Consider the following 13,286-nt stretch of genomic DNA (forward strand, 5'->3'; position numbering starts at 1 on the left):
TTGTTTGTTTTGTAGTCACATTTACTCTTTAGATTATGCAAGGTTACGTTCCGAAGTGGCTTAGCAAATTGTGCTTAAGTTTGAGCTGATTGCTAGGTACATCTAAAAATTAAATGGAGTTAAGCATGTTGATGAAGAGTGAAAACAAACTTGCGCTAATAGCGATGTCACTAGGTCTGTTATTTATTTCAGGTTGTAATGATGACGATGATAACGGCCAAGGTGAGGTTGATGCGAAATTAGATAAAACCGTGGTGGTAAGTGTTGGCCCAAGACCCTCATATTTAGTTGAGCAAATGCAAGACAGTGAGTTAAAAAACCAATTGACCCAATGTGCTGGTGAAACAATGTATCGACATGACTTTTCCATCGGCCATCGGGGCGCGGCAATGCAGTTTCCTGAGCATACTAAAGAGTCTTATCAGGCTGCGATTGATTCAGGTGCAGGTGTAGTGGAATGTGATGTGACATTTACTCAAGATAAAGCGCTGGTATGTCGTCATTCGCAATGTGATTTGGCAACAACAACTAATATTTTAGCTATTCCTGAGCTTGCTGCTAAGTGCTCAGTCCCTTTCAGTCCTGCAGACTTAGTAAATGGCGTTATGGCGACGGCGCAATGTTGTACCAGTGATATCACCTTGGCTGAGTTTAAAATGCTTGAAGGTAAAATGGATGGTGCAAACCCAAATGCGACGACAGTTGAAGAGTTTATGGCTGGAACGGCTAACTGGCGCACCGATTTATACTCAGGTAGCGGCACGCTAATGACCCATGCTGCAAGTATCACTATGTTTAAAGCGGCTGGAGTAAAGATGACACCAGAGCTAAAGTCGGCCAGTGTAGCAATGCCATTTGACGGTTTTAGCCAGCAAGATTATGCCCAAAAAATGGTAGATGAATATGTTGCTGCAGATGTCGATGCCGCCAATGTTTACCCTCAATCATTTAACCTTGAAGATGTGAAATACTGGATTGCCAATAGTCCAGATTTTGGTGAGCAAGGAGTGTATCTTGACGATAGATACGATTTGGCTGACTTTGACCCACAAAACAGTGCGACGTGGTCACCGACTATGGATGAGCTAGCAAATGATGGCGTGAAGATTATTGCCCCGCCATTGTGGGTGTTGGTGACACTAGATACCGATAATCAAATTGTTCCCTCAGAGTATGCAGTCGCGGCTAAAGGGGCGGGATTGAATATTATTACTTGGACACTTGAGCGTTCGGGTCTATTAACTCAAGGCGCAGGCGGTTGGTATTATCAATCGATAACTGACGCTGTCGATAATGAAGGTGATGCATTTGAGTTATTGGATGTGCTAACAAAAGACGTCGGTGTTATGGGCGTGTTTTCAGACTGGCCCGCGACTGTGACTTATTATGCTAACTGTGTCGGTATTTAATTCGTAAGGCTCTTTCCGCCAAATGTGTTGAGTTAATGAATGTATTTGGTGGTTTAAGATTTTGGGCATAACGGCTTTAAAAATATTCACATTTAGCAATTAGTTGCTAAGTCATTAATTCAATTGATAGTGATGTGTTCCACACAAATATGTGTTTTATCAAATTGGTTAAGTTAATTTAGGTTCAAATTTAAACATCAGCTAATCTAAAGGGACTTAGAGTGGGAAAAGTTATAAAACTTGCCTTAATCGGCATTATCGCAATAGTTACATATAAACACTTCAATACGAAAGAGCAGGTAGATGGTCAGAATTGGCTTCAGTATCAATTTGACTCTGATAATGTGGTGGTAAAGTTCCCTGATAAGCCCAAAGTTGAGAATATCAGTGTTGAAAATTTACAAATTGAAATGGTGCGATTAAGAAGGGAAAATGTTGAGTACGGAATCAGTGTATTTCGCGGTGAAAGCATATTACATGCGCAGTCTGGTCCGGCTTCTTTAATCAAAAAAGGTGCTGAATTAATCTCATCGAATAATATTTTCGTGATGGATTATTTAGGCGATGAATATCATTTGATTTATAAGGGCCGAAATGTCACGCAACGTTTTATTCACTTAGATGATAGCCTAGTGAGTCAAATCGTTTTTTTTGGGGAAGGTGATATTCCTAAAAAAAGTGCCCAATTGTTTTTAGGTTCTCTTGAGGTTTTATAATAGAAGTGTTGTTTTTTTATTATGTAATTTCCGTAAGATAAAATAACACCTTGTTGCAGGAGCGTTGATATAGCCCTGCAGCAAAGTTAGCTTAACCTCTATCATATCGACTTTGGGCATATCGACTTTGAGCATATAAAGCCTTGGCTACAAAATTCACCGAGATGCTGAAGGTTCTAGGTTGGTATAAAATGATTAAGTAATATCACTCTGCTAGAAATTAGTATCTCTTTAGAAATTGTTAATTACCTTTTAATACCATATGGTTAATTAACGATTTTTCTTGTCAATAACATGTAAGAACTCTCTCCAAACTCTGCTGTTACTTGCTGTCCACTATATTCTACGGGAAGTTTAAAGCTGCTTCGAAACCAAGACTCACTGACTAAGTCTCTAAAAATTGGCATGAGCCCAGATGCATCTTGAGTAAACGCCCATATTTCACAAGTATTGGATTTACAAGTTACTTTAAACTCTTTGAGGTTATCAACATTAGGATGCAACTTGAAGAAATCACTAATTCGCGTTTGTATATCTATTGCCCAATCATAGTCTATTGTTTCGCTATAGAAATCCTGATAAGTAGACACTAATTTGGGATTTTTTGATTCAGAAATCCAATTAGCGAATGTTTCTGGTAATACGGCTTGTAGCTCATCATTGGTAAGGTAGGTTTCAAGTTGCTCTGGTTGCTCTGGTTGCTCTGGTTGCTCTGGTTGCTCTGGTTGCTCTGGTTGCTGTGCAAATTCTGTAGCCTTGATGTTAGAGTGGCTTTCATTATTTCTTAGTTCATGGCTTTTAGTCGTTGTATCTTCAATATCTGAAGCTTTTGATTCAAGAACGGTTGTAGAAGATGACTCCATTTTTTTTCTTGAATCTTTTGCGTTGTTTTCTAGATTAATTTGTTTTTGAGTTAATTGTTGAGTTGACCTCTCGAATTGTTTGTATTGATTTTGGCTTGAGCTTAACTCTTGATTTTTTGAGTTAATTTCTAGTGGGGGATTTGTCAGGTTTTGAAAAAGTAGAGTTGAAATAATGCCCAATACAAATGAACAACTAATAGATAAAAAGCGTTTCATAAAATTCCTTTTAAAGTAAATTCTTAAGTCCGTTTAAGTATTTGTAATCTTGATTAGATTATTTGTTTTAGTCTATAAAGATTTGGTTGTAAAAGTCTATAGCTCTAAGTATCTAAGTATTCGTTTTATCATGTAGAAATGACTCCATTTCAAGCTTTAATCTAAAGGGCACACATAAGCATTAGCTAACAAGGTGACTGAAGTGGTAAAGACTTTTGGTTTATAAAGAAATACCGTATTAGCGCCTAGTGTAAGTGCATCATTTCTTAATTGATTAATAGCACCTTGAGTTAAATCTTTATTGGTAATAAATAGATAATCATACCAATGCCCCTGTGAACCAATAAGAGTGCCTTTTAATTCACAGATATCCATATCACCTTGTTCTGACCACAAGACTGCGACATGTTCACTATTCATTTCTGGGGTTGTGATACAGCCAGTCAGACTAAGTATGCTCAAACTTATCAAAAGTACTTTAAGGGTATTCATAATCGCCTTATTCATATTTATTTTATTCAATGGCTGTTCAGCTTTAGCCGACTATAATTAATTCAGTAAAATGAAAGTTATGGCTAATGATAGCAGTAATATCGGTGATGCTAACTGATAGTACATCTATTTATTGTTAGAGAACAGCGAGCAATATTGACGGTGATATCAGTGAGCGACAAGGTGAGGAATGACCAATGAGTACAATAGATTTTGGTGATGAAACAGTTGTAAGGTCTACATTTGCTACTGCGCAGAATGGGGCATTTAGTGGAGATGGCCAGCTATCGTTAACTAAAAGCCGTTTGTATTTTGAAGCTTCAAATAAGATATTTGAAATGGGTCCGTATGAGATTGCACTCACTGATATTGAGAAGGTCGAAAAGTGCTGGGGAACGGGAGGCGGGATATTACCCGTAACCGCTGATGCGATTAAAATTGAGTTAAACAATCATAAAAGTTACAAGTTTATGGTTGCAGATTCAGAGGCTTGGATTGAACTTCTGACCGAAACACATTAATCATGAGTATTGATACTTTACGTTTTTAACTCTCGATTCTTAAGTGCTAACGCTGCATTTTGTTTTTGATACAAAAAAGCTGAATCAAATGATTCAGCTTTTTTCGTTTTAGCGAGGTACATTGAAGACTCGCAGTTTCTGCAATTTATGCAAACACATCTTGTAGAGATGGTACAACTTGCTTCTTACGGCTTAATACACCGTCTAACCATACGCGGCCATCAACACTGGCTTTACCGTATGCTTTTTCTGTAAGGAATTCATCGTCAGAAACCACTAACATTTCTGAACCTTCTTTCATGATGTCAGTTAGTAATAATAAAACACTGTGGCGATTGCCTTCAGCCTTTAGTGCTGCAATATCAGCTTCTAAATCTGCTTTGATATCATCAAATACCGCTAAGTCGATAACTTCTAGCTGACCGATACCTACAAGGTTACCGTTCATGTTGAAGTCTTTAAAATCACGCAATACAAGGTCACGGGCTGGTGTGCCTTCAACTGCTGATTTTACTTTGAACATTTCCATGCCGACTTCTTTAAAGTCTTCAATACCAGCGATTTCAGCTAATGCTTCAACACAACGGATATCTGCAGTGGTACAGGTAGGCGATTTGAAGATAACCGTGTCACTTAAAATAGCGCACATCATGATGCCAGCGATATTAGCTGGGATTTCTACTTGGTAGAAATCGTACATCATTTTAATCACTGTATTTGAACAGCCTACTGGACGGATCCAACACTCAAGCGGGGTAGAGGTCGTTAAGTCACCTAATTTGTGATGATCAACGATACCCACGATAGTCGCTTCAGCGATATCATCTGGTGCTTGGGTAAGTTCTGAATGGTCAACGATGTAAACTTCTTCGCCTGCGTAGCTTTCTTTGAATTCTGGTGCTTCAAAACCAAATCTATCTAAGATATAGGCTGTTTCAGGTGAAAGCTCACCTAAACGTGCTGCAATTGCAGGCTCTTCAATTTGATTTTTTAAGTAAGCTAGTGCGATTGCACCGCAGATTGAATCTGAATCTGGGATCTTATGACCCACTACATACATTGCCATTGTTAAACGCTCCTATAAATTTGCTGCGATTTTAACAAGAAATCACCAAGCGACCAATAACTAAAAAGCCTGAAGTGGTTTATTAAGCGCGGACAGCGCAGCAATGACTGCTGATTGCGAGGGAAAAGCTAGCGTTTAATCGTGCAACAAGCATCAGCAGAGAAATGGATTACCATTGATAAACCCGCTCATAAGGCATGTTACTTTATTACCGATGTTGGCTTCACAAACACTAACAAATATTTGGACAGAAATGCGTTACGAAGTTCTGAAAGTTTCTATATTTCGGATAACCTCAGCTATGAAAAAGTACAAGTATCACCTACAAGCAAGTGGCCAGTTTAAGTAATCCACTACAGCTATAGAAGATAGCAAGATATATAAAAGCGAAGAGAACATTTACACTAAACAACACATACACAGCAAGTTCAAAACCGCAGATAGATTGTACAACCAAAAATAGAGGTAATAGACATAAAAAATTTCTGACAAGACTCGTCGCTAAAGATGAAGTTTGCATCCCATACATATTCAAAGCATGAGATAGCAAAATAGAGATAGACAGAAAACCATAACTCCATGAAACAACATAAAAATACTGTCTAAAATAGAATTCAAACTCAAGTGTCATCCCCAACATTTCTACCAACAAATCCATGGCTAAAAATATTGCTAAAGCAATAAAAGTTTGGAGCATAAAAGCTGTAACCCAAGCTTTTAAAAGTAGAGCATTCGCCTTGTTAATCCAACCTTCGCCAAGTAAGCGCGGAAACAGAGTAAATAAGCAACCACTTATAGCATTAACAGGAATTAGAAATACCGCCTCAAAGCGAAAACATAAACCTAGTACGGCGGCAGCAATTGGCTCATTTCGAGCCACAACGGCTACCAAGAACAGCTTAATAAGCGGAGCTTGTGCAGACAAAAGGATCAAGTTCTTAGAAACCATAAACAATTTTTTTAGATGCTGAATGCAGTCTGAAAAATCAATGGTTTTAACAGTAATATCCGTAAACCGCTTTGTTAGTAATCCCAGTGCAACGATAGAAGACCCTAGCGAAGAACATAAAAAGGCAGCTCCTATCCCTCTAATCCCTAAAGCGGGAACAATACCGAACCCAAAGATGAATAATGGCTCTAAAACAAGCGTGAGCCCGGCAGCAATAAGCAGCACTATGCCATAGGATTTAAGATCACCAAGAGCTCGCAGAATTTGGCTTGAAACCATCGAGATAAACAGTAAAGGAACGCCAAGCACCCAAATGGTCAAGTACTCACTAACAGATTCTGATAATGAGTAATCATAAATAAATATGCCTACTAGATCCCCCATCAAAGAACTAACTAGCCAACTTACTGGTATCAGAACAATTCCTAGTCCAAGATAAACAGATTGCACAAAATGATATATCAACTCACACTGCTTTTTACCCTGTAAATACCCAACATAGATAGCAGCGCCAGTCCCAATACCTGTACCTATGCTTATCGTTAATACGGTTATAGGTACAGTCAATCCTAAAGCAATTAATAACTCCCCATCGCACACACCAATAAAATATGATCCAGTTATATTCGATAAAAGAACAATAAAAAGAATAACAGCATTTTTAAATGAAACTAAAAACATAGCGGAATGAACACAAAGTAAAAACATTTATCAAGTTAACATTGAGGCGGAATAAAAATAACACCTTAAACTCATCACCATAATAAAATAAAGTAACCTATGTAACCTCACAGACGAATAATTTCATATTTATGATGTGTAGCGTGATAAAACAACGGCGCCAACTTAAGTAACCTAGGTGACCATAGCAATAAGTAATTGTTACTCAATACCCCTTGGGTTTAGGGTGTGAATCTCAAATAATAAAAACAATTGTTAATGATATTGATACAAGTGCAACCATCCTTTTAACATCTCTATCGAATACAATAAAAACTTGGAGATGAACATGAAAAAGAATTTATGCCTTCTGGCACTATTGCTGCAAACATCTATTACTTATGCGACTGACTTCACTCTTGAAGCTGGGGTAATGGACTGGTCTGATAAAGCTGAGGAGGCTTTTGGCGACCAGCGTAGTACAAATCCCTTCCTGAAGTTACATGGTTATAACGCCACTGAATTTGGCGATATCTACGGTAACGTGCAATTGGAGGACATAGACAAAAGTGCTGAGTTGGGAGTTGAAGTTGTCCTTATAGGCCAAGCTAACCTAGGTGAGACGGGCTTCAATCTATACAGTCAGGTATATGTAAAAAATGAACCTGACTGGTCTGAAACTTTGATTCTCCCGGGTATAAGCTGGGACAAAGTGCTGAACAATGGCCTTTATGTCCAAGCAGCTGTGGCTGCAAATTTCGTAGTTGCAGACTACCGTGGACTAGGAGTAACGAACTGGGAGAATGGTTACAATGGTGGTTACTTAACTCTAACTGCATCCAAGGGATTCACTCTATGGGAGCAGAATTTTAACCTAATGTGGAATCAAGAGCATTATTTCGGTCGCGATGACCTGTACTTAAATATTACCGGTGAAGATGAAGCATTTGGCTATAATGGATGGCTGGTGCTGGATTGGCAAATAATCCCCTCAGCGGCCATGTCATTATCTTACCGATACAGCCAGAATAATATGGGATTAAAAGGTTATTCTGATGGGGTCTTTTACTCTTTAAAATATAATTTTTAATGTTAAAAATCATAAAATAAATATTAAACCTTGAAATATATTAGTGATTTAGTATTTCAAGGTTTTTTACAAAAAAACTATTAATAGACATAAGTCACAAAACAACTCTAACCAATAATCAACATAACCCAGTGCAAAACAACAACCTATAACAACATTTGATCAAAGTCTCGGACATATGTCTGTAGCTCGCTTCCTCCGCTCACTTTATCGTTACAACTTGTATCAATTGAATCTTTCTCATACAGAAAAATAAGGATTAAAAATGAAATTAAAGTCATTGACAGTTGCAGTTGCAATCCTTGCATCAGGTAACGCTCTAGCTGTAACTGAATATAATACCGAACTTGTTATTGTTGGTTCAGGTGTGGCAGGCCTTACTGCTGCCGCTTACGCAGAAGAAAATGGTATTGACACGATTGTAATTGAAAAACTGGCTACTACTGGAGGGCAGTTAGTCGTAATCGAAGGCACCTATGCTGTCGAATCCAAAACAACCGCAGCAAACATGGTTGGGTTAACGAAACAGGAGTCATTCGAAGAAACCATGGATTATGCAGGCTGGAGAGCTAACCCTGCACTTGTTAAGCGCATCATAGATGATTCAGCAAACAACATCCATTGGATGATAGATCGAGGCATCAAGATGGGGCCTCTCATTACCGATACAGTCGACGGCCATAGGGTTTATCACACATATGAAGGTCATGCACCTGGTGCACAAGCCATAGGTGTGCTTACTGATATTATTACTAAAAATGGTGGGCAAATTTTTACAGAGACGCCAGGTAATAAATTGATAATAAATAATAAAGGAGTAGTTACAGGTATTCTTGCTGAAAGTGAGGACGAGGGAGAAATACAGATTAATGCTAAAGCTGTTTTGATGGCAACTGGTTCCATCGCAAATAGCACGAAACTATTGACCAAATTTGCACCCGAATTATCAATCAAAGGACAACCTCTAAAATCTATCGCACTTCCGGGGAATACAGGTGATGGCGTCACTATGGGAATAGCTGTTGGTGCAGATTTAGATAATGAAAATCTGGTCATTGGTGAAAGCTTAGTCCCAACTAACACCTTATATAAAGAGATGTATAGTTCACCTGTCATGATGGATGCTTACATGATGTTGAAGACGCATTCTTTATGGGTAAACTTCAATGGGGACCGCTATCTTAACGAAGCACTCTCTGGTGATTTTACCATCGTAAATAACGCAACGCTAAACCAAGGTAATCAAGCTTTTGTTATTATAGATAATGTCAAAAGAGAAGACTTAATGACAGGGGGCGGTTCAGATACTAACTACTTCACTATGTATAATAAGGGACAGTTAATGCCTCATTTCGATGATGCAATCAAGGATGGCCAGAAGCGAGGCTATGCTTTCAAAGCTAATAGCATTTCAGAATTAGCAAATATTATGGGAGTCAACCAGAAAAATTTGCAAACCACAGTTGACCGCTACAATAAACTAGCAAAAGAAGGTGTTGATCATGACTTTGGAAAATCAAATCAACATTTGAAACCAATTATGACCCCTCCTTTCTTTGCTTTAAAAGGTGATAGCACAATCTGCGATATGGGAGGTGGTTTAAAAATCAATCACAAATCTCAAGTCGTTAGTATAAAAGGTGAAATAATCAAAGGGCTGTACGCAGCAGGAGCCACTGCTGGTGGAATGTATGGCACTAACTATCCGTATATTAATCCTGGGTTTGCAAGTGCATCTTCGTTAGCGACAGGAAGGTTTGCAGTTGAGGATGTGGCAGAACTCCTCAACAAAAAAATTAAAAAACTATAGTTAATCTCAAATTAAATACAGCCAGTGGAAGGCACTGGCTGTATTTAAAGAAGGAATATTCATGTTTATTCAACCTAAGATGAAAATAGATGTTAACCCTTGGGTATTTCCTGAAATCCCAAGAGTATTTAGAACGGTTTTTTATGAACACTGTACATTAAAAACTATAAGAAAGGGGGATAAAATAAACTTCAACTCAGGTTCAATAGAAAATAATAAGAAATTTTTTATATTACTAAACAAGGGTGTCTTATTAAACTATAGAGAGATCAATGCAACAAATAAGGAGCTATTTACAGGCGTTGTCTTACCTAATAGAGTTGCAGGGCATAATAACTTTCTCAACTTGACTGATAATAGTGAGTTTCTAATTGCTTCTGTAGATTCGGAAGTTATGTTTTTATCCGTCGACAATCTTAAGGCTGCTTTCTTACAAACTAAAGATTTAAAAGACTGTGTATATCAGTACTGCATTTCCTGCCTAAAGTCAGAGTCGGAAGGTGCACATATTATTGGAACTAAGAATGTAGATCAAAGAGTGCGCCTGCTATTTCACTCACTAATGAATGCATATCCCAAGGACGAAAATAACGACACATATAAAATACCTTTAAAGTTGACCAATGAAGAGATTAGAAAGGTTATATTTGCTACACGGAAAACAATAAATACATTAATCCCGAAATGGAAAAGATCAAACCTTTACCAACTGGATAAAAATAGTACCATCATTAATAAAAAACTGATAATATTCAATAAGTTTCTTTAACTTTTCTATAATCGTTAGATGATTACTCCTAACGTCATAAATAAATATTTAGGAAATTTCTATGGGCAGGTACTATGAATCGACACCATGGGTTATTCCAGAGGCTCCTTTGGAACTAATCTCATTTCTGAAGAGTTTTGGTAAAATGGTATCCTTCAACAAAGGAGAAGTTATTTCAGGGCCTTTAGTCAATGCTTCTTCGTGTAACGTAGACCAACTTATATTTTTAGAATCAGGAATGCTGTCTCAATGTTACAATACTCACGACATCAACAAGCCTAAATCGATAAGTTTAGTTCTTCCTAACCGAATTTTGAACTATTTGAGTTTTATGGGAATCTGTAATAATAAAGAAAATATTATAGCGTTGAGAAAATCCATTGTATATAAAATCCCTATAGAGTTAGCTCATAAATTAATAAAAAATGAACAAGATAAAATGGAAATGTTCAACCAATATTTCATGGCCTGTATAGCTTCAGATTATGATGGATTTACTTGTATGTTTACGTGTAACACAGAAAAAAGACTAGCATTTCTTTTTAATTCATTGGCGATGAGTTTTAACTGTGATATCAAAGGTGAGTGGTCAAACATTCCCTTGAAACTTTCTTATTCAGAACTAAGTGCTGTAATGTACACAACTCAGAAAACAATTGAGAGAATTATTCCTGAATGGAAGTTAAAAGGATATATCCAAGTTTATAAATATGGATTCTCAATAAACAATAATGCTTTGAACGCCATCACAGAAGTTTATTAATTATATCAATACAGACATATGTCTCTATTGGATTTATTTGACTTTTATATAATTTGTTTCATAACTTCATTAAGGAAATAAGATATGAAACAATTATTGTTACTAATTATAGCTATCGGAACTATTTCGGTTTATTCCAATTCTGTTTTTGCAAAAAGCCATCCGGTATTAGGAAAGCACCAAGCGTTTGAAATTACGTGTGCTGATTGCCATAAAACTGAAAAGCCAACACGTAAAGCTTCTCAAAAAGCATGTCGCTCATGCCATGAAAATCAGAAGGAAAAGAAAGCGATTGCTTTCAAGGATAAAGATGGCAGAGAGGTCACCTTGAACATTCATGATTCTCATGTAGGTGACATCCGTTGCACAGTTTGCCACTCCACACACACAAAATCTAAGCTCTACTGTAACGAAGCTTGTCATCATGCCTTCGAGTTACAAGTTCCTTAATTTTCCCCTTCATTATAGTTCCCTTTTTCACGCCCAATGGACCTTACAGTTTTTGGGCGTTTTTTTACTAACTAGAACCATATCTCTAATAACTGAGCTGGTTCTGATTCAATACATTCTTCTACTTAGGGACATAAATGAATTAGTCTAGAGTCAATTGAGGGCTTGATGGTTATGTATTTTAGTGATTTAAGCACTCACTCCGGAATTCCATTCACGTTTTTCTTCTATAACTCCCAAATCTCAAAGTAATGAATCTACCTAACAAAGTAGACATCAATACTTCTTACAAACCGCAACGCCAAAACTAGCCATATTGTAGTGGTATAGATAATTTGGCCACTCATTTTAAGGTTACATTAGGTTTTTGAAGGTAAATACAAACAGCTAAACTTTAAAATATATCCATTTAAAACACATTTTTGTGCATAGTGAGCTAAGTCCCCTAACCCATTCTTGGACAGAAGCCACTTAGAGTATTGAGTTTAATCAACCTAACTATGATTAGAAAAAGTATGGCAATCGATGTTCGGTAACGCCACAAACAACCGTTATGCGTCTGCTTGCTTTGCCTTGTTATAACTCAATTCATCGCTTTAAAGAAAGGCAATGCAAAGTCCGTTTTCGATTTAGAGATCCAGCTATAAATTTGAAAATGATCACCGCTTAATTCTTTAATTCGATGATCCGTTTCAATATTATTTTTACAAGTTTGTTCCCAATGTTTATTAACTTTTCGAGCATAACTATTTACGACTTTGTGCTCATTAGTATTAAAAATTACTGTATGTACATAATTACCGACAGCGTTGGACTTAAATTCGGTTTCATCATTGGGATAGAAATAAAACTCCATCGAACTCTCCTGAGTTATAACGCCCATATTAAGCGGACAAAAATTTTGTTGGCTATATTTGTGTAGCGGAGCGAAACAGCCAACTGTTTTTTTCCGTTTAAATTGACTTGTTAGGCAGTTTTTCCCCAGCGAACAAGTTTATCTTCAGGCCATGTTGAATATATCTTCAATTTTTCCTCATCCTCATTTAGAAAAGAAGATATTAAATCCCATCTATCTTTTGTAAGTTCCCATGCTGTAGAAGGAAGAAAATATATTTTTCGACTAAAGTCAGGTTTAACAAATTCAGAGACCCATTTTGATGGAACAATGAATACATCAGGTTCTTTATCAGATTCTAGTTTTAGATCCACTAACGCATACCATAAGTTAGGACTCGATTTCCCTATAACACCCGCGCCAACATCCCATTCACAACCTTCACGTCCGTAACGTGTTTTACGGTAAGCATTTTGAGATGTCTTAACTTGTATAGAGATACTTTTAGACCCATCAGATTTCGCAGCAATGATATCAACCGCAGGAGCATTCCCTAATGTGATACTTGCATGGATAAATCTTTTGGTAAGTTGATAAGCTACAAAAAATTGCCCTGAAGCACCAACAAATTGACTCTTACCTTTCATAAGGTTAATTCCTAGTATTCAATAACTTCT

14 protein-coding genes are annotated in these 13,286 nt (G+C 37.2%); 8 read left to right on the forward strand and 6 right to left on the reverse strand.

What is annotated here, in order from left to right:
• The first annotated feature begins 131 nt into the window (after window positions 1–131).
• Both L2737_RS14560 and L2737_RS14565 read left to right on the forward strand, forming a co-directional pair.
• Window positions 132–1,409 carry a glycerophosphodiester phosphodiesterase family protein gene (locus L2737_RS14560; protein WP_428848393.1) on the forward strand — a complete coding sequence of 426 codons (1,278 nt, stop codon included), beginning with the start codon at window positions 132–134 and terminating at the stop codon, window positions 1,407–1,409.
• Window positions 1,410–1,630: 221 nt separating this feature from the next.
• The gene (locus L2737_RS14565) at window positions 1,631–2,125 is read left to right on the forward strand and encodes a hypothetical protein (protein ID WP_248956180.1); all 495 of its coding nucleotides are present in this window, start codon (window positions 1,631–1,633) and stop codon (window positions 2,123–2,125) included.
• 266 nt (window positions 2,126–2,391) lie between these two features.
• Here L2737_RS14565 and L2737_RS14570 read toward each other — a convergent pair whose 3' ends face one another.
• Both L2737_RS14570 and L2737_RS14575 read right to left on the reverse strand, forming a co-directional pair.
• Window positions 2,392–3,204 (reverse strand): hypothetical protein, encoded by an 813-nt coding sequence (locus L2737_RS14570; protein WP_248956181.1) that lies wholly within the window; start codon window positions 3,202–3,204, stop codon window positions 2,392–2,394.
• Window positions 3,205–3,360: 156 nt separating this feature from the next.
• Window positions 3,361–3,696 carry a DUF4156 domain-containing protein gene (locus L2737_RS14575; RefSeq protein WP_248956182.1) on the reverse strand — a complete coding sequence of 112 codons (336 nt, stop codon included), beginning with the start codon at window positions 3,694–3,696 and terminating at the stop codon, window positions 3,361–3,363.
• 197 nt (window positions 3,697–3,893) lie between these two features.
• Here L2737_RS14575 and L2737_RS14580 point away from each other — a divergent pair, with 197 nt between their 5' ends.
• Complete coding sequence (locus tag L2737_RS14580) at window positions 3,894–4,217, forward strand: hypothetical protein (protein ID WP_102528487.1); 324 nt, start codon at window positions 3,894–3,896, stop codon at window positions 4,215–4,217.
• Window positions 4,218–4,362: 145 nt separating this feature from the next.
• Here the strand turns inward: L2737_RS14580 and L2737_RS14585 are convergent, their stop codons facing one another.
• The gene (locus L2737_RS14585) at window positions 4,363–5,283 is read right to left on the reverse strand and encodes a manganese-dependent inorganic pyrophosphatase (protein ID WP_102528488.1); all 921 of its coding nucleotides are present in this window, start codon (window positions 5,281–5,283) and stop codon (window positions 4,363–4,365) included.
• 322 nt (window positions 5,284–5,605) lie between these two features.
• Entirely contained in the window at window positions 5,606–6,913 is a 1,308-nt protein-coding gene (locus L2737_RS14590) for an MATE family efflux transporter (protein WP_248956183.1), read from the reverse strand.
• 328 nt (window positions 6,914–7,241) lie between these two features.
• Between L2737_RS14590 and L2737_RS14595 the strand changes: the two genes are divergently transcribed.
• The 5 genes from L2737_RS14595 to L2737_RS14615 all read left to right on the forward strand — a co-directional run bounded on the left by L2737_RS14595 (window position 7,242) and on the right by L2737_RS14615 (window position 11,774).
• On the forward strand, window positions 7,242–7,982 hold the full coding sequence (locus tag L2737_RS14595) for an outer membrane protein OmpK (protein WP_248956184.1): 741 nt from the start codon (window positions 7,242–7,244) through the stop codon (window positions 7,980–7,982).
• 265 nt (window positions 7,983–8,247) lie between these two features.
• Window positions 8,248–9,792, forward strand: coding sequence for an FAD-dependent oxidoreductase (locus L2737_RS14600; protein WP_248956185.1), 1,545 nt, complete (start codon window positions 8,248–8,250; stop codon window positions 9,790–9,792).
• Window positions 9,793–9,853: 61 nt separating this feature from the next.
• The gene (locus tag L2737_RS14605; RefSeq protein WP_248956186.1) at window positions 9,854–10,561 is read left to right on the forward strand and encodes a Crp/Fnr family transcriptional regulator; all 708 of its coding nucleotides are present in this window, start codon (window positions 9,854–9,856) and stop codon (window positions 10,559–10,561) included.
• Between the two features lie 61 nt (window positions 10,562–10,622).
• Complete coding sequence (locus L2737_RS14610) at window positions 10,623–11,324, forward strand: Crp/Fnr family transcriptional regulator (protein WP_248956187.1); 702 nt, start codon at window positions 10,623–10,625, stop codon at window positions 11,322–11,324.
• 84 nt (window positions 11,325–11,408) lie between these two features.
• Window positions 11,409–11,774: a cytochrome c3 family protein gene (locus L2737_RS14615; protein ID WP_248956188.1), complete on the forward strand. Its 366-nt coding sequence runs from the start codon at window positions 11,409–11,411 to the stop codon at window positions 11,772–11,774.
• A gap of 583 nt (window positions 11,775–12,357) precedes the next feature.
• On the opposite strand, the gene L2737_RS14620 is transcribed toward L2737_RS14615, so the two are convergent.
• Entirely contained in the window at window positions 12,358–12,630 is a 273-nt protein-coding gene (locus L2737_RS14620; RefSeq protein WP_248956189.1) for a hypothetical protein, read from the reverse strand.
• Window positions 12,631–12,740: 110 nt separating this feature from the next.
• Window positions 12,741–13,256 (reverse strand): hypothetical protein, encoded by a 516-nt coding sequence (locus tag L2737_RS14625; RefSeq protein ID WP_248956190.1) that lies wholly within the window; start codon window positions 13,254–13,256, stop codon window positions 12,741–12,743.
• Between the last annotated feature and the right edge of the window lie 30 nt (window positions 13,257–13,286).

Source organism: Shewanella electrodiphila (assembly GCF_023283985.1).
GTDB classification, from domain to species: Bacteria; Pseudomonadota; Gammaproteobacteria; order Enterobacterales; family Shewanellaceae; genus Shewanella; species Shewanella electrodiphila.

What these genes read in the sequence shown, in the direction of transcription:
- L2737_RS14595 (WP_248956184.1), top strand. Translation starts at nt 7,242, where the DNA reads ATGAAAAAGAATTTATGCCTTCTGGCACTATTGCTGCAAACATCTATT.
- L2737_RS14625 (WP_248956190.1), bottom strand. Translation starts at nt 13,256, where the DNA reads ATGAAAGGTAAGAGTCAATTTGTTGGTGCTTCAGGGCAATTTTTTGTA.
- L2737_RS14600 (WP_248956185.1), top strand. Translation starts at nt 8,248, where the DNA reads ATGAAATTAAAGTCATTGACAGTTGCAGTTGCAATCCTTGCATCAGGT.
- L2737_RS14580 (WP_102528487.1), top strand. Translation starts at nt 3,894, where the DNA reads ATGAGTACAATAGATTTTGGTGATGAAACAGTTGTAAGGTCTACATTT.
- L2737_RS14605 (WP_248956186.1), top strand. Translation starts at nt 9,854, where the DNA reads ATGTTTATTCAACCTAAGATGAAAATAGATGTTAACCCTTGGGTATTT.
- L2737_RS14615 (WP_248956188.1), top strand. Translation starts at nt 11,409, where the DNA reads ATGAAACAATTATTGTTACTAATTATAGCTATCGGAACTATTTCGGTT.
- L2737_RS14570 (WP_248956181.1), bottom strand. Translation starts at nt 3,204, where the DNA reads ATGAAACGCTTTTTATCTATTAGTTGTTCATTTGTATTGGGCATTATT.
- L2737_RS14610 (WP_248956187.1), top strand. Translation starts at nt 10,623, where the DNA reads ATGGGCAGGTACTATGAATCGACACCATGGGTTATTCCAGAGGCTCCT.
- L2737_RS14560 (WP_428848393.1), top strand. Translation starts at nt 132, where the DNA reads ATGAAGAGTGAAAACAAACTTGCGCTAATAGCGATGTCACTAGGTCTG.
- L2737_RS14585 (WP_102528488.1), bottom strand. Translation starts at nt 5,283, where the DNA reads ATGGCAATGTATGTAGTGGGTCATAAGATCCCAGATTCAGATTCAATC.
- L2737_RS14575 (WP_248956182.1), bottom strand. Translation starts at nt 3,696, where the DNA reads ATGAATACCCTTAAAGTACTTTTGATAAGTTTGAGCATACTTAGTCTG.
- L2737_RS14620 (WP_248956189.1), bottom strand. Translation starts at nt 12,630, where the DNA reads ATGGAGTTTTATTTCTATCCCAATGATGAAACCGAATTTAAGTCCAAC.
- L2737_RS14590 (WP_248956183.1), bottom strand. Translation starts at nt 6,913, where the DNA reads ATGTTTTTAGTTTCATTTAAAAATGCTGTTATTCTTTTTATTGTTCTT.